Below are 25,674 nucleotides of genomic sequence, written 5' to 3'. Positions count from 1 at the left end.
AGATGCAGTCGTCATGTCTGCGGACCGCACTGAGTGCCCTCCTGGTGGGGCTGCTCCCTCTTCTGTCGGCGGGCTGTCTCTCGCCGATTGCGCTGCACCAAGCCGTGCTCGAATATGATCGAGCGGTTGGACGGGTTGAAGCTGAAATGTTGCTGCTCAACATCGCCCGGTCACGGCATTTTCTTCCGCAACACTTCACCGGTGTGTCCAGTGTGGCGGCGACGTTCGAATTCCAAGCAAGCGCCGGGTTGACGCATACCGTTGTGTCTCCGGGGCCGGATTCGTTGGGGCTTTCGTTCGGCGGCAGCATGGCCGAACGTCCGACGATGACGATCGTTCCGATTCAAGGTGAGGAGTTTACCAGCCGCATCCTCACCCCGTTCGACGAAAGCCGTGTGACGTTCATGTTTCAGCAGGGCGTCGAGCCCGCGATCATTCTTCGCCTGATGGCGAGCGGGATTCAGGCCAGCGGCTACGGAGAGTCCGCGTTTTATCGCAATATGCCGTTTTTCCCCGACGAGTATCGGGAGTTCCGCCGTCGCGTCATGCATCTTTCGGCCTTGAACCTCTCGCGCGACCTCCAAGTCACGCCGCTGAGTTTCGAACAGACGGTGGCGCTTCCGCTCTCTACCCGATCGGGCTCAGGCGACCTGGTGCGAGGCCTCGACAAGATTCTTGACGCGATGGATCGAGGGTACGCCATCGGTGGGACCAGCGAGGAACCGTCCCTGACCGTCCGACGTCGGGTCACCGGGAGGACCGTGATCACCAATTACGATCCCATGCAATTGCCGAATGAGGAACGCCGGTTGTTGCATGAGGAGGCGCAGCAGTATCCGCGCAACTACATTCTCATCGATATCCGACCGGACGGTCCCGGCGGAGACTATCCCCTGCATGGATTTCTGGTCATCCGAAGCTTTAACAAGATCATGCGATTTCTGGCCAACGGCATTGCCGCCGATCCTGAGTTCCAGGTCGAATCCGACGAGCGGACGGGCGTCGTCGTGCTCAATCCCGTGCGGACCTTGGATATCGGTGAAACCACCGCCAGGCCGGACAATGCCGCGTTTGCCGTGAAGTTCGAAGACCGGTGGTATTCGATCGTCAAGGCTTCCTATGACGACGGCGCGTTAGATCCGTGGAATCTCGGCACCTTCCGTGTGTTGGCGCAACTCTTTCAAATGACCGTCACCGACATTTCAAAAACTCCAACTCCGGCGATTACCATTGCCAAGTAGTCCTGCATGACGCACTGTTGGCCGTGACACGTCGACGCCGGACTTACGTCGTCAGGACACGATTACGGCGATGGTCGACATCCTACTGATGCCGACTGTATCCAAGGAATGACGACGCACCAGCCAGTATCCTGATGGCAGGCGGACCGCCTGTCCGATCCTGACCGATACTGTGAAAGGAGTACATCGATGATGACCCAATTTTCGATCGAGACCGCATGGCCATGGCTGATCAACATGGCTGCCAGCGTGGGCATCGCCAGTTTACGGATCGTCTTGGTGCTCATGATCGGGTACGTGGCGATCCGGTTCGTGCGCCTTGGTTTGCGCGAGCTGGAGCGGGTGATGATTGTGGCCAGCGACAGGGTCGACCAGGAATCAGGAGTGGCCTCCAAGCGGGCGGCTACGCTGACGGGAATTCTGAGAACCATCGCGTTGTCTGCGACGTGGGCGATCATCATCATTGAATCGTTGCAAATGGCCGGATTAGATATTGCCCCGATTTTGGCCGGTGCCGGCATTCTGGGCCTCGCTGTCGGCTTCGGCGCGCAACACTTGGTACGTGATCTGATGAGCGGGTTCTTCATCATTCTGGAAGATCAGATCAGGCTCGGAGATGTCGCCGTGATCAACGGGACGGGCGGGCAGGTTGAGACCATTACCTTCAGAACGATCTCATTGCGAGATTTCTCCGGCGTGGTGCACATTTTCCCCAACGGTGGGATTACCACCCTGTCCAACATGACCAGAGACTGGTCGGCCTTTGTGCTGGACATGGGCGTGGCCTATCGGGAGGAGACGGATCGGGTGGTGGAGGTGATGCGAGCGGTGGGCGAAGGACTACGCCAGGACCAGGAATTCAGTGCGCTGATCCTTGAGCCGATTGAGATCGTCGGGGTCGACAATTTTGCCGATAGCGCCGTGACGATTCGCGCGCGTATCAAAACGAAACCGGCCGAGCAATGGAAGATCGGGCGTGAATATCGGCGCCGTCTCAAGAAAGCCTTCGATGCGCAACACATCGAGATTCCCTTTCCCTGCCGGACGTTGCTGATGGGAGAGGACAGTCCGCCGTTCAAGGTGGAGGTGGTGGCCGGGTTGGGCCTAGCCAAGGGGTAACGGGCGCACTCCTGTTGCGGTGGGCCGCACCTTCGTGTCAGTGCAGCCTGTTCACGCAATCGGAGGCCTGTTTCCTTTGACGGTAGTCTTCCAAGCGACGGTGCACGATGCCTGACGATAAACTCGGATAGTATCCTTTCAGCGCATGGGTGCCGGTTGTGGCGGTGAAGTAGTCGCCGTGATGCCGGAATTCAGCGAGGCGTTGGGTCACGCGCTGCTTGGCGCCGGCGCAGAAGGACTCCGCCAACTCCCAGACGGTTGTGCGTCCCTCAAACCGAGTCTGCTCCTCGGCGTACAGTACGGTCGCCAGCATGGCAAGCAGGTCTTCGCCGACCGACTCAATTCGATTCTGGAGCCGCTGTTCCTCCTGGAACGAGGCTTGGAATCGCACCATCGCCCGGAAAATATCCCGGGCCAGTCGCCGACTCATCCGTTCCACATACTGTGTCACCAGTTCCACCTGGGGATGCCCGAACTCGGGACTGTCCGGCAGCGGCCGCTTCAGCCATTGCCGCAGATACCAGGGGAGGTAGAATCCTGCCAACTTGATGGCTTGTCGTGACTGGTCGAGGATGGACAGCTCCCCGGTATAGAGCGCCTTCGCCCGATCCAGGTGCGCGCTCAATCCTTCGCGAACAACGAAAGGACGAAGGATATCTGTCGCGCCTTCACCAATGCGGTACATCTCGGCATCACGTACGAGTTGTTCGATGCCGAAGGCCGGTTCGCCGCGCAGGTTTTTCGATTCCGCGGTTTCGTACCCCATGCCGCCGAACAGAATCTGGGCATCCCGGAGAAATCGAATCGTATGTTCCGAGCAAAAGACTTTGGCCACGGCCGCTTCGATCCGTATGTCGTGCCGGTGTTGATCGGCGAGTCGCCAGACCAGCATGGCCAGCGCTTCCATGGCAAAGAGATGCCCGGCCATGTCGCCCAGCCGAATCTGCTGAGTTTGCCGCTCTGCCAACGGTTTCTGGAAGGTGATGCGGGCATTGGCTCGGTCGATGGTCGGTTGCCAGGCCTGCTTGGCCATGCCGAGGCAAATGGCCGGAATGCTGACCCCGCGTCCCACATTCAGAATGGTGAGTGCATATTTCAATCCCTTGCCGACTTCGCCGATGACGTTTTCGACAGGGATCTGCACTTGCTTCAACGTGATGTGGGCATTCTCGATGCCTCGGCAGCCTTCGAACTGACACCGTTGCCGTACCAGCAGTCCCGGTGCGGACATGTCGAGAATAAACGCCGTGTGGACCCGGTCGTCTGCTCCCTGTCCTTCCTGGACGGGCACCCACTCTATTCGTCCGTCCCGTGACACCCGTCGGGCCGGAACGCGCGCGATGAGCGTAATGTAGCGGGCGATTGGTCCATTGGTGCACCAGAGCTTTTCACCGTTGACCAGGAAGTGACTCCCGGTCCGGTCGAGCACGGCTTCCGTTCGCACGTGTGCGGCATCAGACCCGGTCATCGGCTCTGTGAGGGCGAAGGCCGAAATCGCTTCCCGCGCCACCAGGGGAAGATACTTACGTTTCTGATCCTCGTGCCCGAAGAGGAGAATCGGCATGGCGATGCCGATGGATTGCGGCACAGCCACGGTCAGCGCGAGAATGTTGCTCCAGCTGGCGATCAATGTCAGGACGCGACCGTAATTCGTGTAGGAGAAGCCCTGCCCACCGTACTCCTTCGGAATTTTCATTCCGAATGCACCAAGATTGAACAGCCCTTGAATCACCGATTCGGGAATTTTCGCCTGACGTTCGATGGCTTCAGCATCGACGTTGTGCCGCAAAAACGTCTCGATCTGCTGGCAGTACGCATCACCGGCCGCCTTTTCCTCCGGTGGTTGAGGCGAGGTGAGCAGCAGGGTGAAGTCCGGCCGTCCGTCATACAGGCCGGCCAGAAAACTGCTGCCCGTCAATCGTTCACGGGCTTCTTCGATCTGTTCGAATCCTTTGAAGAGGGGGCTCATATGGTGCCTCACCCGTTGATGGTCATGCGCGATCTTTGAACTGCCGATCTCGATACTGAGCCAGGGCGGTTGCTAGCCTGGCCTTCAACTCCAGCCGTTTGGGTTTCCCGGTGGACGTATAGGGGATCTCATCGCCGAACAGGACAATTTTGGGTTGCTTGGCGAAGGGCAACCGTGTGCGGCAATGGGCCAGCAGGTCCGCTTCGGTGACGGAGTTTTCCCCAGGGTGCGTGACGATGTAGGCCGCGATTTCTTCGCCGTAGTAGCGGTTCTCAAAGGGGATCGCCATGGCGAACTTCACGCCGCGATGCGCCTTCAAGACATCGTCGATCTCCAAGGGAGAGATGTTCACCCCGCCGCGGATGATGAGTTCTTTCAATCGTCCTGAGACGAAGAAGAACGGTCTGCCCGTTTCGTCTGCTCGATACAAGCCTTCATCTCCCGAGCGGAACCAGCCCCACTGAAATGCTGCCTCGTTGGCGTCCTCGCGCCGGAAATAACCGGCACACACAGTGCGCCCGCGGATACAGATCTCCCCGCGCATACCTTCCGGAGTGGGCCGTCCCTGGTCGTCGAGGATGGCCATGACGTTGTGGCGAAGTGCCACCCCCACCGACGGGAATTCATAGTCTGCGAGCCAATGGCGGTGTTGTGCCGGAGTGAGATCGGTGGGCAGAAAGGAGGAATAGCAGGTGGTTTCCGAGAGGCCGTAACCATGGTGGATGGGAAACCCAAATCGGTCTTCGAAGCGCAACGCGGTGTCTTTCAGTAACGGTCCGGCTCCGCAGATCGCCCCGACGAATCGTTCCAATCGATAGGGGCGCATGTCCTCGTCGGCCTCCAAGAGAAACTCGAGCAGCGTGGGTACGACGCTCACGGACGTGACGCCTTCCTCGTGGAGCCGCCGCCAAAAACTGTCGGTGCTGAACTTGCGGTTCAGTACCACGCTGCCTTTGCAATACAGCGGTGTCACCAGCGTGACCACGATTCCGTTGACGTGGTGAACCGGTAGCACGCACATCAATCGGTCGTTGGAGTCGAAACCATGCCAGGCCGCGATGGCATCCGCATCGATCAGCAGATTCGCCACCGTCAGGATCACCCCTTTGGGCTGCCCGGTGGTGCCGGAGGTGTACACGATCAGCGCCGGGTCGTGGAGTTGTGAGGTCGAGGGACAGGGACGAGGTGGAGCAAGGGAGTCGTGTCTTCTGCCGCCTGCCGATTGTCGCGTGAGGTCGAGTAGTCCACGGTCGCCGAAGGCCACGACTTCTCGCAGGGCCGGTAGGGTCGTCTGAAGGTCTGTGATCTCGGGGTAGACATCCCGCCAACAGCACGCGGCTGTGACGTCCGCATGCTCGAGGATATACCGCTTCCGTTCGGTCGATTCGTCGAGGTTGATGGGTACCACGGCGATGCCTAATTTCCAGGCCGCAAAGTAGGTCAGCACCGTCAAGTCATCGTTGAAGAGCAGTGTGGCGACTCGGTCTCCGCGCGTGAGGCCGAGCGTGCTGTGTAATACGTTCGCCAGGCGATCGACGGTTGCGCCCAATTCCGCATAGGTATAGGTCCGGCGGATACGGCGTTCGTCGTCGCAATAGGTGAGGAAGTTTCTGGTCACGAGGTGCGGGTCGTACACGCGTGCGCGAAAGAATTCGGCAAACGAGACCCAGGGAAGTTCTGCAACCGATCCGGAGGCATCGCGCGCCTGCTCGATCCTGTCAGATGCGCCGGTGAAGGGGCTCATACGTCCTCAGTGACGGGCCGGTGTACCGGGCCCGTGGTCTGATGAGGCGGTTGTGCTGCTGCTGCTCCATGACATGGGCGCACCAACCGGTGAGGCGGGAGCAGACGAACAGCGGTGTGGACAGTTCGCGTGGAATACCCATCAAGAGGTATGCCACGGCGGTGTAGAAATCGAGATTCGGGCGAAGCCCTTTTTCCTCCAGCATGATGTGGTCAATAGTCGACGCGATCTGATACCAGCGGCGATCCTGGCACAGCTCGCATAATCGTTCTGCATGGCCTTGGATGATCACCGAGCGGGCATCGCCTTGTTTCAGCACGCGATGACCAAATCCCATCACTCGTCGCTTCTCGGCGAGGGCCTGACGCACCCAGGATTCCGCCCGCGCCGGGGTGTCGATTTCGAGCAGCATGGCAGCTACCGCTTCATTGGCGCCTCCGTGGAGCGGACCTTTCAGCGTGGCTACTGCCGCCGTCAGGGCTCCGTACAAATCTGCGAGGGTGGATGCCGTGACTCGGGCGGAAAAGGTGGAGGCATTGAACTCGTGTTCGGCATACAGGATCAGAGACACGTTCAGCGTCTGTACCATGGCGTCGCCAACATCGCCTCGTATCTGCCCGATGATGAGGCGCAGCAGATGTTCCGCAAACCCGCCGGAATGGTCTCGTGGCTGGGGCGGCAGTCCCGCCATAATCCGGTGGCTGTCGGCGACAAGACAGGGGACTTGGCCCAAGAGTCGGATCGATTGACGAAGGGTTCCTTCCGGTGATCCGTCTTGCGCGTCGGGGTCACTCATCCCCAGGAGTGATAAACCGGTTCGCAGCACGTCCATCGGATGCAGCCCAGGGCGCAAGGTCTCAATCAACCGCAGTACTGCGTCCGGAAGCTGTCGATCCTTCACCAGCCGATCAGAGAAAGTGCGCAACTCAGACCCTGTCGGCAAACGCCCAACCAGCAACAGGTGAGCGACTTCTTCGAAGCTACTCCATGTCGCGAGATCACGGATGGCATACCCTCGATACCGAAGGCCTGATTCCCCTTCGTCCACCTGGCAGATGGCCGATTCGCCGGCGATGACGCCTTCCAGTCCAGGGCTGTAGGGGAGTTGGCCCAACCTATTGGTTGCTGGGTGTTCCTGTATGACCTGGTTCATGGAGCCTCCCGGTCGATGGTTGCTGATCGTCATACTGAAGCAGGTCGTAGAGTTCTTGCCTGGGCATCATGTGATCGAGCCAATCCCGTTGAGTCCCGAACAACTTGAGTTCGCCGAGGAGTCGATCAACCGCGCGGGCAGCCACGCGCAACGTACTGACGGGGAACAGCACGGCACGATAACCCAGAGCTGCAAAGTCACTCACACGCACATAGGGCGTCTTGCCGAACTCGGTCATGTTGGCGATCAGCGGCACGTGGATGCCTGATTGCGCCAGCTCGCGGGCGAAAGTGCCGAACTCTTCCGCAGATACCAGCGCCTCGGGAAACAGAACATCTGCCCCGGCGTCGGCATAGGCCTTGGCGCGACGAATGGCCGCGTCCATGCCTTCGACGGCCCGCGCATCCGTCCGTGCGACGAGAAGGAAGTCACGATGGCGCCGTGCCGTGACGGCGGCCATGAGTTTAGCGACCATCTCGTCGATGGGGATGACTCGTTTCCCCGGCAGATGACCGCATTTCTTCGCTGATTCCTGATCTTCGATTTGCATGCCGGCCAATCCCGCCCGCTCGAATTCCCGCACGGCCTCCATGACCATGGGAGGGGGGCCGTATCCGGTATCTGCATCCACAATGACCGGGATCGTCACCGCGTTGGCGATGACGGCTGCGTCCCCCGCCATGTCCGCCAGCGAAATCAGTCCGATATCGGGCAGGCCTCTGGCGGCGGAGATGGCGGCTCCCGATACATAGAGGGCGTCGAAGCCGGCCCGCTCGATTTGAATAGCTGTCAGCGCGTTGAAGGCACCGGGGATGGCGATGGTACCTGTCGCCAACAACTCCCGCAGGCGCTGCCCTTTGATGACGGTCGATCGCTCGGTTGTCATGCTGTGACCTTGAGGAGCGGCATCAATGTTCCGATGTCCTTGACCTGTTCAAGATTCCAGACGAATTCGATGAGCCGGTTCAATCGCGTTCCGCCCAGTCGTCTCGAGGCCAGTCGTCGAAATTTCTCTTCGATCTGGCGATCGGGTAGAGGACGGGCAGGGTGGCCTAAGGGCAGGTCGACGTGCGCACTGTGCGTAACCCCCTTGGCAGTGGTCGCGGTGATGCGCGTTGGCATGGTGCCGGGGTACACGCCGTCGAATTCCGGCAGCGGAATGACACGAATGTGACGCATCAGTTTGCGCAACGCGGGGTCAGCCAGTCGTTTTGCATTGAAGGACGGAAGGGCCAGTCGACCGTCCATCAAGGCGGCGGCGACACAGTAGGGAAAACTATGATCGGCCGTCTCTCGTGTCGCAGGGCGCCACTTCTCGGGATCGCGGCCGATAATTTCTATCGCTACGGCATAACTGCCGATCTCGACATCAGAGAGCGTGTGGATTGTCTCCGGTCCTTCCTGCTCGATCAGTTTTGCGCGTAGGGCCAACGCGGCTTCGACGGCGGTCTGCGCATGGTACTCAACAGGGAAGTGCTTGATGTAGGTGTCGAGAATTTTAAACGGGACCGAGGCACCGTCTAGGGCCGGCCGACCACCAAGCCTCGGTAGTTCGAATGACCCGGACACCACCTTCATGAAGCCCTTCTCTCCTTCAAAGATCGGCGAAGGGCCTGTCATGCCGAGACGAGCCAGCAGCGCGGCAAACAGGCCGTTGCGTGCGGCGTTGGAAAACGCGCAGGCCTTCCACATCGAGAGGTCGCCGACTCTGGTTTGTCGCAGGGCGATGTTCGCCACTGCGGCCAGGTTGATGGCCTGGCGCGCCTGCACCTCCGTAAGCTTCATCACCTTGGCCGCGCCGAGCGCCGACGAGATGGGGCCGTAGGTGACATGGTCCCACCCTTTGGGGCGCAAGGCGGCGGCATCGCAGAGCCGACACTGGATTTCGTACGCCAGCGCGATGGACTGAATGACACGTGTGCCCGAAGCGTGGACCGTTTCTCCCGCCGCGATGACGGCCGGGATATTGTCGGAGGGATGAGCCGGTTCCTTGGCCAGGTACGTATCGTTGAAATCCAGATACCGGACCATGGCGCCATTGGCAAAGGTGGCCAGCTCCGGCAGGGTTTTGTGCGCTGTGCCCCACAAGGTGGCGCCGGTCGGAATGTTCGCCGATTGCGCCAACTTTCGGGCGATTGAGCAAGGAGGGGCATTCCACGCGCCGAATGCGCAGCCCAGGCTGTCTAGCAGCCGTCGCTTCACCTCATGTACGACAGGAGCGGGAAGGTCGTCGTAACAGAGTGCACGCGTGTACTGCGCAAGGTGATCGGCCAACATGCATGACCTCACAAGGGATACAGCCTGGGCACGCTCCCTGTCTCACGCTGCTGAACCCGTGACCGCATTCCGCGATGATCGAGCACCACTCGATTTGCCATCACGGACGTGCTGCTCCGCCTTGCACGAGTCGTCCGGTCGGCCTGCACCACCTCGACCCATTGAGATCGCGCAGCCTTCGGTACTCGGCAATGACGGCGATCAATTCGGCAATGCCCTCACCCGTCAGGGCGACCGTGCGAAGCACCGTGCGGCACTGTTCGTGGAGATCCTGCATGGTGCGGTCGGCGCCGACATGGTCGCCTTTGTTCATGACGACGATATCGGCGACCTCCAGCAACCCTGCTTTCATGGCTTGAATCGTATCGCCAAGCCCTGGTGCCACGACTGCGACCACGATGGGAGCAACCTGCACGATCTCGAGCTCGTTCTGCCCGACACCGACCGTTTCGACCAGAATCACGTCATAGGAGGCCGCCTCGATCACGCGAAGCGCTTCCCGGGTCGTGCCGGCGAGTCCGCCCTGTTGCCCGCGTGTCGCCATGCTTCTGATGAAGACCATCGGGTCATCCGCGTGTTGCTGCATCCTGATGCGGTCGCCCAACACCGCACCCCCGGTGACCGGACTGCTGATATCGACCGCCAGCACCCCGACCTTGTGTCCAAGTCGTCGGTATGCGCTGATGAGGTGATCGATCAGCGTACTCTTGCCGGTGCCGGGATACCCGGTCACGCCGATCACCGAGGGCTGTGTGAGGGGTGGCCTGAGTTGTCCCAGGATCGACGCACCCAACGGGTCTCGGTTTTCGAGCAGCGTGATGGCTCGCGCGATGGCTCGAACCGTACCCTGCGCGACCTGTGCCGCCAGAGTCTCGGCTTCGAGCCGCATGGATGAGCGATCGAGGCAGGGCTGAATCACATTACACCTTCAGTGCCGCGGATGATTCGCACGGATGCGGGAGTTGGGACAGCCGGGAGTTGAGCGGATGCTGCAGCAGCTCCGCGAACTGCCGCGCACAGGTCGCCACCAACAGTTCATCCACCGGAACTATCGCGCCGGAGGCTTTCAAGGCAAAGACTACATCTTCTGTCGCCACGTTGCCGGAGGCGCCCGGCGCAGAGGGGCATCCGCCCAGCCCTCCGGCCGAACAGTCAAAGGCCGTGATGCCATAGTCCTCCCAGGCTGTGAGCACATTGGCGATTCCCAGGCCATAGGTGTCGTGGCAATGCAGGGACAGCCGAGCCGGGTTGATGTGGGCGATCACGGTGTCGAGCAATCGGCGAAGATCCGATGGCGCAGCCTTGCCGACGGTTTCACCCAGCGAGAGCTCGCTCACACCGAGGTCGAACAACTGCTGCATGACATCCAGCACCCGCCTTGGCGTCACGCGTCCTTCATAGGGGCAAAACACCACGGTGGAGATGTAGGCGCGCACCAATATGCCGTCCCGTTCGGCCGCTCGGATGATGGGCGCAAACCGGTTCAGTGAATCGCGGACCGTGGATTTGATGTTGTGGCGAGTGAAACTGTCCGAGGCGGCCGTGAATAAGGCGATTTTTTTGACGGCTGCAGCTCGAGCCCGCTCAAGGCCGCGCTCGTTCGGCACCAAGGCCGAATACGTGACCCCGGGGATTCGTTCGATGCTCCGGAAAACTTCGTCTGAATCCGCCAGCTGGGGAATGGCGGTGGGGGAGACGAATGAGCCGGCTTCGATTTCTGACACACCGGTTCGCGACAAGGCGTTGATCAGGGCAATCTTGCGCATCGTGGGCACAAACGCCGATTCGTGCTGAAGTCCGTCGCGTGGAGACACTTCGATGATGCGAACGGACGGTCGAGGCAGGTCATGTGTGCCGAAGAGCGCCATGGTCTGACGAGGTGGCCTCCTCTGTCGACTGCCGGTCTGGTGAATGAGCCCACGAGGGTAAACGCTTTTCTACAAATGCCGCAAGGCCTTCCGCGGCTTCCGCTCCTCGGCGGGCATGCGCGTTGATCTCCGTACCGAGCGAGCGGCGGTCAGGATCGGACAGGGTCGACATCCGACGAAAGAGGGCTTTGCTGTCCCTGACTGCGAACGGTGCCAGACGCATGAGTGCGTCCGTCAGTTCGATGATGCGAGTGTCGAGCGTGTGCAGTGGAACGATGTCGTGCACCAGCTGGAACCGTTGGGCCGATGACGCGTCGAATAATTCACCGCTCAGGCCATATCGCCGGAGAAACGATTCTCCGGCTTTTCGCAGCAGGAACGGGGCAATGACGGCCGGGACCAGTCCGAGTCTGGTCTCGCTCAGGGCAAAGGTCGTATCCGTCGCGGCTACGACGATATCGCAGGCTGCCAACAGGCCGAGTCCGCCTCCGAAGGCGGAGCCCTGTACTCTGGCAACGACCGGACAAGGACATTCATCGACTGCGTGGAGCATGCGTGTCAGTTGGTGAGCATCTTCCGTTGCCTGGGCTTCGGAGACGGGTGACTCTGCCTGCATCCACTGAATGTCTGCCCCGGCGCAGAAGACGGAGCCGGCCGCTCCCAGCACGATTCCTCTCAGCGCCGGTACCTGTGTCACGGCCTCAAACGCCTGTTGGAGTTCGGTCACCATCGTACGGTCAAACGCATTTCGACGGTGCGGCCGGTTGAGCGTGATCCTGCCGATCATGCCCTGTGATTCAACGATGAGGGTGGTGAATTGATGCATCGCGTGCTCCTCGACCGTGAACCTTCTACATGCGGAACACCGGCGCGCGGCTGTCCTTGCTTGGCACTGTTGCCGCGATGTCGAGACACATCCCGATCACCCTGCGCGTCTCCATGGGATCGAGAATGCCGTCGTCCCACAGGCGCGCGCTGCTGAAATAGGGCGTGCCTTCCTGTTCAAATTGCCGCACGGTTGCCTCGGTGAGCCGCCGCCGTTCGTCATCCGACAACGGCGCGCTGTCCCGTGCTCGTTGTTGCTGCTTGACCGTGACCAGGACTTGGGCGGCCTGTTGTGCGCCCATGACCGAGATCCTGGCATTCGGCCAGGTAAAGAGGAATCGTGGGCCATAGGCCCGGCCGCACATCGCATAATTCCCGGCTCCGTGAGACGCGCCCACGACGAGGGTGAATTTGGGCACGTCGGCCGTCGCCACCGCCTGTACCATCTTGGCTCCATCCTTGATGATCCCTTGCTCTTCATACTCCTTGCCGACCATGAAGCCGGTGATGTTCTGGAGAAACAGCAGGGGAAGACGACGCTGCGAGCAGAGCTGGACAAAATGGGCCCCTTTCAGCGCAGACTCCGGCAGCAACACACCATTGTTGGCGACGATGCCCACCAGATGGCCCATCCAATGGGCGAACCCGCAGACCAGTGTCGACCCATACCGGGCCTTGAATTCATGCCAGCGGCTTCCATCCACGAGACGCGCGATGATCTCGCGAATCTCCCACGTCTGACGGGGATTGCAGGGAATGATGCCGTAGAGGTCGTCGGCCGGATAGAGTGGCTCCTCGACCGGCTCGCGACGTACCTTCGGCGGTCGGCGTCCCAACGTGGCGACGGAGGCGCGACACAGGTCAAGCGCGTCGAGATCGTGTTCCGCCAAATGGTCGCTGACGCCTGAAACGCGGGTGTGAAGATCGGCTCCGCCTAACTCCTCGCTGGTGACGTTCTCGCCGGTCGCCGCCTGGACGAGCGGCGGCCCGGCCAGGTAGATGGTGCCTGTTCCCTTGACGATGATGTTTTCGTCGCACATTGCCGGCACGTATGCGCCGCCGGCTGTGCACATGCCCATGACGACCGCAATTTGGGGGACTCCCGCTGCTGACATGCGGGCCTGATTGAAAAAGATCCGCCCGAACTGCTCCTTGTCGGCAAACACGTCTGCCTGCAACGGGAGAAACACGCCGCCCGAGTCGACCAGATAAATCGCCGGCAGGCGGTTCTCGAGCGCGATCTCTTGCGCCCGCAGATGCTTCTTGATGGTCATGGGGAAGTACGTGCCGCCTTTGACCGTGGCATCGTTGGCGGTGATGACACACCATCGCCCCGAAACGGAACCGATTCCGGTGATGATGCCGGCGGAGGGCACACGGTTGTCGTAGAGGCCGAGAGCGGCGAGTGGGCTCAATTCGATCCAGGGCGAGCCATGATCGAGCAACGCCGTGATCCGTTCACGCGCCGTCAGCTTGCCGCGTTGCTGGTGAAGCGCCACCGCGTCGGCCGGGCCGCCCGCCTGCGACCACGTGAGATGTTTCCGTAGGTCGGCGGCCAGCTGTTCGTAATGCGCACGGTTGCGGGTGAATTCGTCCGAATGACGCATCACGGCGGTGGGCAGCGCATGCATCGTGAGGTGCTCCTTACCGTTCGGCGTGTAGTCCCTTCACAAACTCCACGATGTCGTGCATCGGCGTCGCCGGGCGAAACAGCATCTGGACGCCGGCCGCTTTCAACCGCGGCACATCCTCATCGGGAATGATTCCTCCGCCGAACAGGGTGATGTCGCCGGCTCCCTGTTCACGCAGTAAATGCAGTACCCGGGGGAACAGTGAATTGTGGGCGCCGGAATGGATGCTGAGTCCGATGGCATGGACATCCTCCTGGATGGCGGTGGCCACGACTTGCTCCGGCGTCTGGTGAAGCCCGGTATAAATGATCTCCACCCCGGCATCGCGGAGCGCTCTCGCCACGAGTTTGACGCCCCGGTCATGTCCGTCCAGTCCGATCTTGCCGATCAAAATCCGCAAGGGGGACGCTGCTACTGCCATAGCCGCACCTCCTCCAGCACATACGTGCCTGCCGGCGTTTTTCTGACATGACCGGCCTGCACCAACGGGTCATGTTCGAAGATCAGGAGCCAATGTCCGGCGACGGCCTGCTCCAGCACCCACCGTTTGGTGTCCAGGGTGCGGACCGGGTTGAGGTCATACCCCATGATGTAGGGAAGAGGCAGATGTGAGACGGTGGGAATGAGGTCGCCGAGAAAGAAGGCGGTGTTCCCTTCGGACTCCACTTTCACGCTTTGGTGGTAACGGGTATGCCCGGCCGTGACGATCGCGGTCACGCCTGGAAGGAGTTCCGTGTCTCCACGAATGAATTCCCATTGCCCCGCGTGTGAGACGGGCGTCAGATTCTCATGGCGATAACTGGCCCTCGTCCGTTCATTGGCCTGAGCCGCGTCTTCGTATTCTCCCAGTTGGACACAGTAGGTGGCTTTGGGAAACGCCGGCTTCAGGGATTGCGGGCCGGCGGCGACGGTGTTGCCTCCGGCGTGATCAAAGTGCAGATGCGTATTCACGACCAGATGGATGTCGTCGTGGCTGAGGCCCTGCTGCGCGAGGGATTCGCTGAGCGTCGGCGTGCGTTCGACGGCAAAGATCGAATGAAATTTCGCATCCTCTTTGTCGCCCAGCCCCGTATCCACCAACACATTCTTCCCGTGTGCTTTGATCAACAGGCAGGTTAAGCTGAGGGGAATGCGGTTGTGCTCATCCGCGGGGCAACAGCGTTCCCAGAGCGTTTTGGGGACGACACCGAACATGGCTCCGCCATCGAGTCGAAATCGGCCATCCGTGACAGGATGGATGTGGAATGCTCCCAGTTTCATAACACCACCGGTTCGCGGTAGGTTCCGTACACCTCGCGCAATGCGCTGCAAATCTCGCCCACGGTCGCCTTCGCTTGGACGGCCTCAATGAGGGAGGGGATCACATTTTGATGACAGGCTGCCGCTTCCTGCACTTCTTCCAAGGCCCCGGCCATTCTGAAGGGGTCGCGTGATTTGCGCAGATCCGACAGTCGTGCCACCTGCTCCTGTTCCACCTCCGGGCCGATCCGCAAGATAGGAATCGGGCAGGGTGTCTCCTCTGCATGATCCGTGACGCCGACCAGACCCCGTGCGCCCCGCTCGAGCTGTCCCTGATACCGCTGTGACGCCTCGAGAATCTCACGCTGCGGGAAACCTTGTTCGATGGCCCTGATCATGCCTCCCATTTCGTCGAGCCGGCGAAAATAGTCCTGAGCTCCTTCTTCCAGGCGATTCGTCAGCGACTCGACGAAAAACGATCCGCCCAATGGATCGACGGTATTCACGATCTCGCTCTCAGTCGCGATGATCTGTTGGGTTCTGAGGGCGAGCTTGACCGCCTCTTCCGTCGGGAGGGCCAAGGTTTCATCCATCGAGTTGGTATGGAGCGACTGTGTGCCACCCAGCACGGCCGCCAGAGCCTGGAGGCTAGTCCGCACCACGTTGTTCATCGGCTGTTGCGCGGTGAGAGAACATCCTGCGGTCTGGGCATGACACCGGAGCTGAAGTGAGCGAGGATTCTTGGGATGATAGCGCCGTTCCATTTCACGCGCCCACAATCGTCGAGCCGCACGAAACTTGGCGATCTCCTCAAAGAAGTCATTGTGCACGTTGAAAAAGAAGGAGAGGGTCGGCGCAAACGTGTCGACATCGAGTCCGGCCTGTCTCGCGGACTCCACGTAGGTGAGCCCGTCGTACAGGGTGAAGGCGAGCTCCTGAACCGCCGTCGATCCGGCTTCCCGGATGTGGTACCCACTGATGCTGATCGGATGCCATTTGGGGAGATGCTCGGCACAGTAGGCGATCGTGTCGACGATCAAGGCCATGTGAGGCTCAGGTGGGAACAGCCACTCTTTTTGTGCGATGTACTCTTTCAACATGTCGTTCTGGATGGTGCCGCCGAGCTGCGAAAAGGGCATGCCGCGTTTGCGGGCGACCGCGAGGTACATGGCGAAGAGTACGGCCGCCGGCCCATTGATCGTCATCGAGGTTGTGACCTGATCCAGCGGAATGCCGTCGAAAAGCCGCTCCATGTCGGCCAGAGACGAAATCGCGACGCCGCAACGACCCACTTCGCCTAGGGCCCGTGGATCATCCGAGTCGAGTCCCATCAGTGTCGGCAAGTCGAAGGCGACACTCAGTCCGGTTTGACCATGATGGAGCAGGTAGTGGAAGCGGCGGTTGGTGTCGTCTGCCGAGCCGAAGCCCGCGAATTGCCGCATGGTCCAAAGGCGGCTGCGGTACATGGTCGAATGGATGCCGCGGGTGTAGGGGAATGCGCCCGGGAGGCCGAGATCCCGTTCGGCACTCCAGCCTTTGAGATGGTCGGGTGTGTAGACCGGTTCGATCTCGAGATCGGAGAGAGAGGTACGTCGAGATGTCCGCTCGCTCATGACGCGACCCTCCAGTACAGCGACGGGGAAGTCAGGGGATCTGCATCGCAGGCTGCTCTCCGTATTGATAGAACCCGTGCCCGCTTTTCCTGCCGAGCCAGCCCGCCTCCACATACTTGCGTAACAAAGGGCAAGGACGAAACTTGGGATCACCCAGATCTTGATGCAACACCTCACAGATGGCGAGTACCGTATCCAAGCCGATGCGGTCCGCCAAGGCCAGGGGACCGACGGGATGGTGCGTGCCTTCCACCATGGCGAGATCGATTTCTTCTGCCGTCGCCACGCCGTCTTCCAGCGCGAAGATGGCTTCGTTGATCATGGGGATGAGCACGCGATTGACGATGAAGCCGGGAAAATCTTTGCAGACGACCGGCGTTTTTCCGGCTCGCCGGATCAGTTCTAATGCGAGGTGCGTAGCCTGCTCGGAGGTGCCGATGGCGCGTACGACTTCAACCAGGCGCATGACCGGAACGGGATTCATGAAATGCAGGCCCAGCACGCGATCCGGTCGGCCCGACGCCATGCCTAGACTCGCGATGGAAATCGAAGAGGTGTTGCTGGCCAGCAGGGTCGACGGCTCACAGACCTGACCCAGTTGGGCGAAGAGCGCCCGCTTCATGACCGCATCTTCCGGGATCGCTTCGATGACCACCTGCGCCTCCCGCAAGCGTTGCAGGTGCCGCATGGGGTGAATGATGGCCATGGCTGCACCGGCTTGGTCGCCGCGCAGGGCTCCCTTTTCGACGGCCTTGGTCACACCCTGCCAGAGTTTCCTGGTGGCCTCCTCCAGGACTTCTTCCGCCACGTCCACCAGCAAGACATTCCACCCGGAGGTCGCCAGCACCTGCGCGATGCCGCGCCCCATCTGTCCCGCGCCTACGACACCGATGGTTTTGACGTCGTCGATGGTCATCCCGGTTCCTTCCCGCTGCGGTCCTTCCTCAACGTTCGATGAGAAGCGCCAGCGCTTCGCCACCCCCGATGCACAGCCCGGCCAGCCCGCGGCGGGCATCGCGGGCTTCCATTGCGTACAGGAGCGTGGTCAGAATTCTCGCTCCTGTTGCGCCGATGGGATGGCCCAACGCGACCGCCCCGCCGTTCACGTTCACCTTTTTCGGATCCAAGCCCAATTCCCGATTGATGGCGAGCGAGACGGCGGAAAAAGCCTCGTTGATTTCAAACAGGTCGATGTCTCCGATGGCGCATCCGGTCTGTGACAGCAGGCGGCGGATGGCCTCGATCGGGGCGATGGTGAACCATTCAGGCGCCAGCGCGGTTCCCGCATATCCGACAATCCTAGCCATTGGTGTCAGCCCCAATCGCCGGGCTTCCTCCTCCGCCATCAGGACCAGTGCCGCCGCGCCGTCGTTGCAGGAAGGGGAGTTTCCCACCGTCAAGACCCCGTCGTCCTGAAAGACGGGCTTCAGGTGCCGCAGCCTTGAGAGATCGACCCGGTTCGGCTCCTCATCGTCCGCGACGCTGAGTGGTGCGCCTTTTTTCTGGGGCACCTCGACCGGGACAATCTCTCTGGTGAATGAACCGCCGGTGATCGCTTCACGTGCGCGGCGATAACTTTCGAGGGCAAAGTCGTCCACCTCCTGCCGGGAAAACCGATAGGCGGCCGCACACCGTTCTCCGGCGTTGCCCATGTGAAACTGGTTGTACACATCCCACAGCCCGTCCTTGATGAGACTGTCGGTCAATTCACCATGGCCCAGGCGGTAGCCCTGCCTGGCCTTTTCCAACAGGAACGGGGCGCGGGTCATGTTTTCCATGCCGCCTGCCACGATGATACGTGCTTCTCCCAAGGCGATGGCCCGGCTCGCCATGATGACGCTCTGGAGACTGCTGCCGCAGACCTTATTCACGGTTACGGCTCCGACCTTGTGGGGAAGCCCCGCGCCGATGGCCGCCTGTCGCGCCGGGGCCTGACCCAGCCCGGCGCTGAGCACGCATCCCATCACGACTTCATCGACCTGCTCTCCAGGCAGGTGGATGCGGTTGACCGCTTCGGCAATGGCGAGACTGCCCAACGTAGGCGCGGGCATGGAGCTAAACGCGCCGTTGAAACTACCCATCGGGGTTCGAGCCGCACTGACGATGACAGCCCGTTGTCCGGTGCTCATAGCCGTGTGTCCCAGTGGCTGGTTTCCAGGTGCTGCTTCACGAGACTCATGAATCGATCGGCGATGGCGCCATCGATGATCCGGTGATCGAACGACAGGCTCAGGTAGCACATGGGCCGAATCGCGATGGCGTCGTTAATCACGACGGCACGCTTCTGCACGGCGCCCACGCCGAGAATGGCGCTCTGCGGCTGATTGATGATCGGTGTGCTGAACAGGCTGCCGAATCCGCCGTGATTGGTGATGGTGAACGTCCCGTCCAGTACGTCTTCCGGTGCCAGGCGCTTGCTTCTGGCGCGTTGTGCCAGATCAGCCACTTCCTTCGCGATCTGCGTCAGTCCCTTGCGATCGGCATGACGAATTACCGGCACGAGCAAGCCGTCCTCGATCGCCACCGCGATGCCGATGTGCAGGGCCTTGTTGAGCACGATGCCGTGGTCGCGCCAGCTGGCATTCACCATCGGCAGTGCTCTCAGGGCAGTACTGACGGCGCTGATGACAAACGAGAGGTAGGTCAATGAACGACCGGCGCGGAACTGCTCGATACCGGAGCAATCGGCTTCGAAAAACGTTGCGACGTGAGCCGACGTACGGCGACTGGAGACCATCCGCTCCGCGATGGTTTTTCGCATGTGATTGAACGGGACCAGCTCCTCCTCCGCGTTTGGTAGCGTTGGGGCGGCAGAAGGGGGGGGCGTGGAGGTGCCTCGTTTGGCGACGGCGTCCAGGACGTCTTTTTTGGTGATCCGTCCCCCCTCGCCGCTGCCTGTGACCTCCGACAGTTGGATGTCGTGCTCACGGGCCACCTGTTTCACCGCCGGAGAATAGTGTGGCGCTCCCTCTGCAGCCGAGCTGCGAGCACGTACCCCTATGCCTCCCACCCGACTCATCACGGTTTCCACCGGTTCATGCTCAAGCCTGGCTAACACAGTCCCGACCGGCACGGTCGCTCCTTCCTGCACGAGGACCTCGCGGAGAACGCCGGTGGCGGGAGCGGGAATATCGAGTGCCACCTTTTCGGTTTCGACCTCCAACAGGGGCTGGTCCTTTTCGACCATGCCGCCAGGCGGGATCAGCCATTTGATGACGGTCCCTTCGGCGATGCTTTCCCCCAGTTGAGGCATGACGATATCGGTTGCCACGTGAACCTCAGGCTCTCAGCGTTGGGCGGTCAGCTGATCACGGCTTCGTTTGCAGCTCAATAGGCCGCCAGCTTCCTGGCTCCTGCGACGATGTCGCTCACTTTGGGTAAAAAGAATTCTTCCAATGGCGTACTAAACGGCACCGGCGTGTCGGGCGGGGCGATGCGGAGAATGGGCCCGTCCAGACAGTCGAAGCAGTCTTCCGCCAGGAGCGCGGCGATCTCTGCCCCGATGCCGCCGGTTTTATTGTCCTCATGCAGCAGGATGGCTTTGCTGGTCTTGCGGACCGATTCGTATACTGTCTCCTTGTCGAGCGGGATGAGTGTGCGAAGATCCACGACTTCAAGCTCGAGGCTTTCCTTGCTCAACAGGTCCGCCGCCTCCAACGCCAGATGCACCATCGCCCCATACGTGATGACCGAAATGTCGCGGCCGTTGCGTTTGACCTCGGCTTTCCCGAGCGGCACGACGAATTCCTCCTGCGGCAAGACGGCCTTGATACGCCGATAGAGAAACTTGTGCTCGAAGTATAGGACCGGGTTGGGATCACGAATCGCGGCCTTGAGAAGCCCCTTGGCATCATAGGGGGTGGACGGGGCCACGATCTTGAGCCCTGGCGAATGGAAGAACCAGCCCTCGGGACATTCCGAGTGGAACGGGCCGCCGTGGACCCCGCCGCCGAACGGTGCTCGGATGACCAGAGGCACCGCCGCGCCCCATCGGTAGTGATTCTTTGCGGCGACTTCGGTGATCTGATCGAAGGCGCAGGAAATAAAATCCGCAAACTGCATCTCGACCACCGGACGCAACCCCATCATGGCTGCGCCGATCGCCGCGCCGACGAAGCCTGATTCCGAAAGCGGGGTATCCAGCACCCGCCATTCGCCATATTTTTTCAGGAAGCCGTCCGTCACCTTGAACGCCCCTCCGTAGAGGCCGATGTCTTCCCCCATGAGGAAGACCCGTTCATCCTGGCTCATTTCTTCGTCCAAGGCCTGGGAAATTGCGTCGACGTAGGTGACTTCCTGGGTGGTGGGTATGGTGATCATGCCGACACCTCATCGAGTGACGCAAACACGCCGACAAGGGTCTCGCGCCCTTCCGGAAGCGGACTCTGTTCCGCGAACTCCGCCCCTGCGTCGACGTCTTTCTTGGCGCGTTCGCCCACATCGCGGAAATAGGATTCGTCCGCGTAGCCCAGTGTCATCAGTAACCGTTCTGCCCGGAGAATAGGATCTTTGGCTTTCCATTCCTCCAATAATTCTCGCGGGACATACTTCGCCGCATCATGTTCGGAATGCCCGTGCATGCGCATCGTCTTAAACTCGAGAAACGTCGGGCCCGCGCCGGTCCTGGCCTGAGCGACGGCGCGACGGCAGGCAAGGTAGACAGCGGCGACGTCGTTGCCATCCACAATTTCCCCCGGCATGCCATAGGCTTTCGCTCGTTCGACCACATCCGTGATCGCCATTTGATAGCAGACCGGCGTCGAGTAGGCGTATTGATTGTTCGTGCAGAAATACACGACGGGGAGTTTTCGGACCGCTGCGAAGTTCATGGCCTCATGGAAATCCCCGCGGCTCGTTCCGCCGTCGCCGGTTCCGGCAAAGGCCACGCGCGCCTCTCCCCGGATCTTGAATGCGAGTGCGGCGCCGGCTGCGACCGGCAGGTTGTCGGCCAAGTGGCTGACGAATCCGATCATCCCCCGTTTCAGATCACCCATGTGCACGTTGCCGTCTTTGCCTTTGGTGGGACCGGTCTGTTTGCCGAGATATTGGGCGATGATTTCACCGGGCGTGAACCCGCGAATCAGAAAGGCTCCCATATCGCGATGAAAGGGAGCGATGACATCGTCGGGCTGCAACGCCGAGGCGTAGCCGACCGCGATGGCTTCCATGCCGTGACTGGTGTAGACGCCGCCGACGATACGTCCCTGGCGGTACAGGGCGCTGATCCGGTCTTCCAGGCTTCTCGTCAGCCGGAGATAGAAGTACATGTTCAGGAGGTCGCTGCGAGGGATGTCTTTCGATACGGCGGCCTGGTCCATAGCCCCTCCTTGTGCCCCGGTTGTTCGCGGTCCTGTTTACAGCTCGGGCAGATCCCTCCAGAGGAATAGCGGTTTGTTGTCGCTGCATAGATGACAGGCGGATGGTTCCCACTGGGGCATCTCGAGATCGACGCCGACATAAAACGGGTAGGTGCTGGTCAGTTCGGCTATCAGCGGGAACTGGCCGCTGTCGCGTCTGGCAAAAACCATCATGCCCGCCACCTGTCCGCCGCGATCGGTGACCACGGTTCCCAGTTTATTGACGCACAGGCCTCGTGTCGTCACATCATTCAACGCCAGGAATCGTTCTCCGGTGTCGATCGTGCCTTGGACCAGATCGGTGCCGATTTTGCCCGTCTGTCGATTGAACGGCGTCAGGACCACCCGCAGCGGCAATCGCCCCGCGAGGAGTTCGCTGGTGCGTTGGGCCAATAGCCGAGCATCCGATGACGTGGTGATAATTCCTGTCGGAGGAGTATGCCCGAAGGTCTCCACGATCCACTCCGCCATGTCGGACGCGAGACGCGTGATCAGATCTGGAAATCGAGCCACGGCCTCGAAGCGAAGGTAGACACCCGTATGGTGGCCTGAGACCACCTCGACATGACTGTCGAAATACACGGCGCGCGAACGGCGCAGGAGTTGCTGAATATCCCAGGCAGACAACGTGGGACGGGGGGTGTCGCGAATGAGGTGCGCGAGTGTGGTGTCGATCTCCGGCCCCTCATAGAGCGCTCGATGTCGTTCCACCAGCTCCAGGTTGGCGGCGTCCGGCGATTTGTCGAGGGATGACAGCATGATGGTCACGCGCTCCTCTCATCTGGTGTGGCGATGGTGGTGCGAAGGATGCCGATCGGCTGAATTTCCAATTCCACGACATCTCCCGGTTTGAGGTAGCGATCAAGCTCTAATCCGCAGCCGCCGCCGACGGTACCGGAGCCCAGGAGGTCGCCGGGATACATGGCCTCATCTCGGGAGACATGCTCGATCATCTGCGGGAAGGACCAGTGAATCGAACCGAATCGTCCCCGCGACCAGACCTCTCCATTGATGCGGGCGATCATCTCCAGGGCAGCAAGATCAGGAATGTCGTCAGGCGTCATGATGCAGGGACCGATTGCCGTGGCGAAGTCTTTCCCCTTCGCGGGACCGAGGCGGCAGGCCATTTCCTGAAATTGGATATCCCTCGCGCTGAAGTCATTCATGATGGTGTAGCCGGCAATGTATGCGGGTGCGTCACGTTCAGTGATGTTGATGCCTTGGCGCCCGATGATGCAGGCCAACTCGAGTTCGTAATCCAACTTGTGCGTGTTCAACGGCCAACGAAGTCGGTGGTCCGGTCCGATGATCGTCCGATGGTTCCCCTTGTAGTAGACCGGGGCCTTGTACCATTCAGGCGGAATCGGTTGCCCGCGCCGCTTGGAGGTGGCGGCGATGTGGGCCTCGAACGCGATGAAGTCGCGCAGGGACGAGGGGGTGGGGAGCGGCGCCCTTAGGGAGACGGAGCCGGGATCGTACGCCATCGTTTCACCGGCCGGGCCTGTTGCGGAGGTACCGAGGGCGACCGCGTGATTCAACGCATGCCGCGCCGCCTCCATTGCGGAGGTGCCGCCAGCCAGAAACTCCGACATGGTGGACGGGAGCTGTGCATCCGCCAGCCGGCGCGGCTGCGGTTCTCCTTGGTCGGCCAGCCGGCGGGCATAGGCCATGTTGAGATCAATGATGCAATGCTCCCGGTGTGCGCCGATTCTCGTGAAGGTGCCGACCGGAGTGTGGATGTCGAAGCTCACCAGTTTCATGGCCGACTCCAGCTCATGGCGTAATCTTTGAACTCCGCCGTTTCAAATTCTGCCGTCACCCGAAACGGGTGTCGCGACTCAATCATGACGGCCACTTCACTGGTCTGGTCCTTCGATTTGCTGGCGGCTACCGCCTGAGGATGGGGCCCGTGATGGATACCCTGTGGGTGCACCGTCAACATGCCGGCGCGAATGCCCGCGCGGCTGAAGAACTCTCCCTGGTGGTAGAACAGGACTTCGTCGTAATCCATGTTGCGGTGATAGAACGGGACGCGCAGCGCTTGTGGATCGGTCTCCAAAGGCCGTGGTGCAAAGGTGGAGATCAGAAGCCCCCCGGCGTGAAAGGTGGCGTGGACACTGGGGGGGAGGTGGTACCGGGGGCTGGTGACGGGGCGAAAGTCACGCACGTTCAACTTTGCCGCCCACAGATCACCCTTCCAGCCTTCGACATCCATGGGATAGTAGGGATAGTAGACGCGAGTTTCTTCCCCGGCGCGTCTGATGCGCACTTCCCATTCGCGCTGGAGTGTCGCATCCTCAGGGGAGGGGCCGAGTTCCGGTGCCACGATCACGCCCGGATCAAACAAGGCATGCCGGCCGAGCGGACCCCGTTCCGGAAGGGTGAGCGGAGCCTGAGTTTCAACGATCAGAAAGAGGCCGTCGTCCTGCGCGGGGTCGACATGTACACGATACGTCGTTCCCTTCGGAATGGCGAGGTAATCGCCGGGCTCATACGGCAGCAGGCCGTAGTCGGTTTCAAGCCGTCCTTGTCCCTGGTGTACGAAGATCATTTCGTCACCGTCGGCGTTGCGCACGAAATGCGTCATCGTCGCGTGTCGGCGTGAAATACAGACTCGCGCATCAGGACTTTGGAGAATCATGACCGGCCCCCCATCGGGGATGCGTTGGTCGGGAGTGGGTAATTCCGTGCAGGTACAGGCTCGCGGCCGTAGAGGGCCTTCGATCCGGCTCCACTCGGTCGGAGGCCGACGGTGATAGAGGTGTGAGGAAGGGCCCGAGAATCCCTGGCGACCGTGCTCGTCTTCGTACAGGCCCTCGGGAATGCCGACGTGAGCCTGATTGGGGGCGGTGCCTTGTTTCCGCAGATACATCGCACACCTCCTGACCGGTCAGGTGCGGCTCGATGTCTCAGGATGCATGTTGAAGGGAGGCGGCCTCAGCCGTTTCAAAGGGAAGCGGCAAGGTCTCATAGTCGACGATCGTTCGTGTGATGCCTCTGTGTTGATCCCGCTCGATGTCTCGATACAACGCCTCGACGGTGGCGCGTACGAACGTTTTGGATTCCTCTCGACCGTGCTGCCGTTGGGTCAATTCCAGGAACAGGCCGCATTCGGGGAAGAGGGGATAGGTGAAGCGCTGTCGCAGGGGCCCGAAGCCGTCTCTGCCGTCTTTGATGTCTCCGCTGAATCTGACGCCGTGGGCTTCCCATTCACGGCAGACCGCATCGATGTCGTCCACCTCAAGTGCAATATGCTGGACACCCTCGCCGTATTTCTCGACGAACTCGCAGATCTGGGACTTCTGCTCTTTGTTTCTCCCTTGCATGAGGGCGATCTTCGCCTCGCCTCTCTGGACCACGACCGTGTCCATGGAGGACTTGTCGCTCCCGACATCTTGCGCCGCCCAGATGACATGGAATCCGAGAATCTGTGTGAAGAGAAATCGTGTGGCGGCCAGATTCTTAACGCACAAGGTGACGTGGTCAATGCCGATGGCGTCTTTCATGGCGGGTCCTCCTGCTCGGTGTGCGTGGAACCTCGCGCCGTCTCATCTGTCGTGAGAGTCCTGCATCGATCATGATCCGACTATATAACAAAGTAGTTGCATCATTCAATATAGATTCTGTATTATTTGTAC

The 25,674-nt window shown here is 60.7% G+C and carries 23 protein-coding genes; 2 read left to right on the top strand and 21 right to left on the bottom strand.

Annotation, left to right across the window (positions count from 1 at the left end; genetic code table 11):
- Positions 1–2 precede the first annotated feature (2 nt).
- Together JNL86_09100 and JNL86_09095 are read left to right on the top strand one after the other, a co-directional pair.
- Positions 3–1,241, top strand: a complete 1,239-nt coding sequence (locus tag JNL86_09100; GenBank protein ID MBL8043060.1) for a hypothetical protein — start codon at positions 3–5, stop codon at positions 1,239–1,241.
- A 192-nt stretch (positions 1,242–1,433) separates the two neighbouring features.
- Positions 1,434–2,360: a mechanosensitive ion channel family protein gene (locus JNL86_09095; GenBank protein MBL8043059.1), complete on the top strand. Its 927-nt coding sequence runs from the start codon at positions 1,434–1,436 to the stop codon at positions 2,358–2,360.
- Between the two features lie 37 nt (positions 2,361–2,397).
- Here JNL86_09095 and JNL86_09090 read toward each other — a convergent pair whose 3' ends face one another.
- The 21 genes from JNL86_09090 to JNL86_08990 form a co-directional block, all read right to left on the bottom strand.
- Positions 2,398–4,329: an acyl-CoA dehydrogenase family protein gene (locus JNL86_09090; GenBank protein ID MBL8043058.1), complete on the bottom strand. Its 1,932-nt coding sequence runs from the start codon at positions 4,327–4,329 to the stop codon at positions 2,398–2,400.
- Between the two features lie 22 nt (positions 4,330–4,351).
- A complete protein-coding gene (locus tag JNL86_09085) occupies positions 4,352–6,073 on the bottom strand; it encodes an acyl--CoA ligase (GenBank protein MBL8043057.1) in 1,722 nt (573 codons plus the stop codon).
- Positions 6,048–7,226, bottom strand: coding sequence for a citrate synthase (locus JNL86_09080; protein MBL8043056.1), 1,179 nt, complete (start codon positions 7,224–7,226; stop codon positions 6,048–6,050). Before JNL86_09080 ends, JNL86_09085 begins: the two co-directional genes overlap by 26 nt.
- A complete protein-coding gene (prpB, locus tag JNL86_09075) occupies positions 7,189–8,112 on the bottom strand; it encodes a methylisocitrate lyase (GenBank protein MBL8043055.1) in 924 nt (307 codons plus the stop codon). Before prpB ends, JNL86_09080 begins: the two co-directional genes overlap by 38 nt.
- Entirely contained in the window at positions 8,109–9,503 is a 1,395-nt protein-coding gene (locus JNL86_09070) for an MmgE/PrpD family protein (GenBank protein ID MBL8043054.1), read from the bottom strand. Before JNL86_09070 ends, prpB begins: the two co-directional genes overlap by 4 nt.
- A 100-nt stretch (positions 9,504–9,603) precedes the next feature.
- Positions 9,604–10,422 carry a methylmalonyl Co-A mutase-associated GTPase MeaB gene (gene meaB / locus JNL86_09065; protein MBL8043053.1) on the bottom strand — a complete coding sequence of 273 codons (819 nt, stop codon included), beginning with the start codon at positions 10,420–10,422 and terminating at the stop codon, positions 9,604–9,606.
- Position 10,423: 1 nt separating this feature from the next.
- The gene (locus JNL86_09060; protein MBL8043052.1) at positions 10,424–11,371 is read right to left on the bottom strand and encodes a hydroxymethylglutaryl-CoA lyase; all 948 of its coding nucleotides are present in this window, start codon (positions 11,369–11,371) and stop codon (positions 10,424–10,426) included.
- On the bottom strand, positions 11,349–12,197 hold the full coding sequence (locus JNL86_09055; protein ID MBL8043051.1) for an enoyl-CoA hydratase/isomerase family protein: 849 nt from the start codon (positions 12,195–12,197) through the stop codon (positions 11,349–11,351). Before JNL86_09055 ends, JNL86_09060 begins: the two co-directional genes overlap by 23 nt.
- Positions 12,198–12,222: 25 nt before the next feature.
- Entirely contained in the window at positions 12,223–13,827 is a 1,605-nt protein-coding gene (locus JNL86_09050; GenBank protein MBL8043050.1) for a methylcrotonoyl-CoA carboxylase, read from the bottom strand.
- Between the two features lie 13 nt (positions 13,828–13,840).
- A complete protein-coding gene (locus tag JNL86_09045; GenBank protein ID MBL8043049.1) occupies positions 13,841–14,248 on the bottom strand; it encodes a cobalamin B12-binding domain-containing protein in 408 nt (135 codons plus the stop codon).
- Positions 14,239–15,087: an MBL fold metallo-hydrolase gene (locus JNL86_09040; protein MBL8043048.1), complete on the bottom strand. Its 849-nt coding sequence runs from the start codon at positions 15,085–15,087 to the stop codon at positions 14,239–14,241. The genes JNL86_09045 and JNL86_09040 overlap by 10 nt, the downstream gene beginning before the upstream one ends.
- Positions 15,084–16,679: a methylmalonyl-CoA mutase family protein gene (locus tag JNL86_09035; protein MBL8043047.1), complete on the bottom strand. Its 1,596-nt coding sequence runs from the start codon at positions 16,677–16,679 to the stop codon at positions 15,084–15,086. Before JNL86_09035 ends, JNL86_09040 begins: the two co-directional genes overlap by 4 nt.
- A 31-nt stretch (positions 16,680–16,710) precedes the next feature.
- Entirely contained in the window at positions 16,711–17,595 is an 885-nt protein-coding gene (locus JNL86_09030; protein ID MBL8043046.1) for an NAD-binding protein, read from the bottom strand.
- A gap of 28 nt (positions 17,596–17,623) precedes the next feature.
- Positions 17,624–18,808: a thiolase family protein gene (locus JNL86_09025; protein ID MBL8043045.1), complete on the bottom strand. Its 1,185-nt coding sequence runs from the start codon at positions 18,806–18,808 to the stop codon at positions 17,624–17,626.
- Positions 18,805–19,950 (bottom strand): 2-oxo acid dehydrogenase subunit E2, encoded by a 1,146-nt coding sequence (locus JNL86_09020; protein MBL8043044.1) that lies wholly within the window; start codon positions 19,948–19,950, stop codon positions 18,805–18,807. Before JNL86_09020 ends, JNL86_09025 begins: the two co-directional genes overlap by 4 nt.
- A 56-nt stretch (positions 19,951–20,006) precedes the next feature.
- Positions 20,007–20,999: an alpha-ketoacid dehydrogenase subunit beta gene (locus JNL86_09015; protein MBL8043043.1), complete on the bottom strand. Its 993-nt coding sequence runs from the start codon at positions 20,997–20,999 to the stop codon at positions 20,007–20,009.
- Positions 20,996–21,997: a thiamine pyrophosphate-dependent dehydrogenase E1 component subunit alpha gene (locus JNL86_09010; GenBank protein ID MBL8043042.1), complete on the bottom strand. Its 1,002-nt coding sequence runs from the start codon at positions 21,995–21,997 to the stop codon at positions 20,996–20,998. The genes JNL86_09015 and JNL86_09010 overlap by 4 nt, the downstream gene beginning before the upstream one ends.
- A 36-nt stretch (positions 21,998–22,033) precedes the next feature.
- Positions 22,034–22,795, bottom strand: coding sequence for a hypothetical protein (locus JNL86_09005; protein ID MBL8043041.1), 762 nt, complete (start codon positions 22,793–22,795; stop codon positions 22,034–22,036).
- A gap of 5 nt (positions 22,796–22,800) precedes the next feature.
- Entirely contained in the window at positions 22,801–23,796 is a 996-nt protein-coding gene (locus tag JNL86_09000) for a fumarylacetoacetate hydrolase family protein (protein ID MBL8043040.1), read from the bottom strand.
- The gene (locus tag JNL86_08995) at positions 23,793–24,908 is read right to left on the bottom strand and encodes a homogentisate 1,2-dioxygenase (protein MBL8043039.1); all 1,116 of its coding nucleotides are present in this window, start codon (positions 24,906–24,908) and stop codon (positions 23,793–23,795) included. Before JNL86_08995 ends, JNL86_09000 begins: the two co-directional genes overlap by 4 nt.
- 37 nt (positions 24,909–24,945) lie before the next feature.
- The gene (locus tag JNL86_08990) at positions 24,946–25,542 is read right to left on the bottom strand and encodes a VOC family protein (GenBank protein ID MBL8043038.1); all 597 of its coding nucleotides are present in this window, start codon (positions 25,540–25,542) and stop codon (positions 24,946–24,948) included.
- Between the last annotated feature and the right edge of the window lie 132 nt (positions 25,543–25,674).

It is taken from the genome of Nitrospira sp. (genome assembly GCA_016788885.1).
Taxonomy (GTDB): domain Bacteria; phylum Nitrospirota; class Nitrospiria; order Nitrospirales; family Nitrospiraceae; genus Nitrospira_A.
Note: the sequence above shows the minus strand (reverse complement) of the source record. Positions and strands in the feature narration are given on the sequence as shown.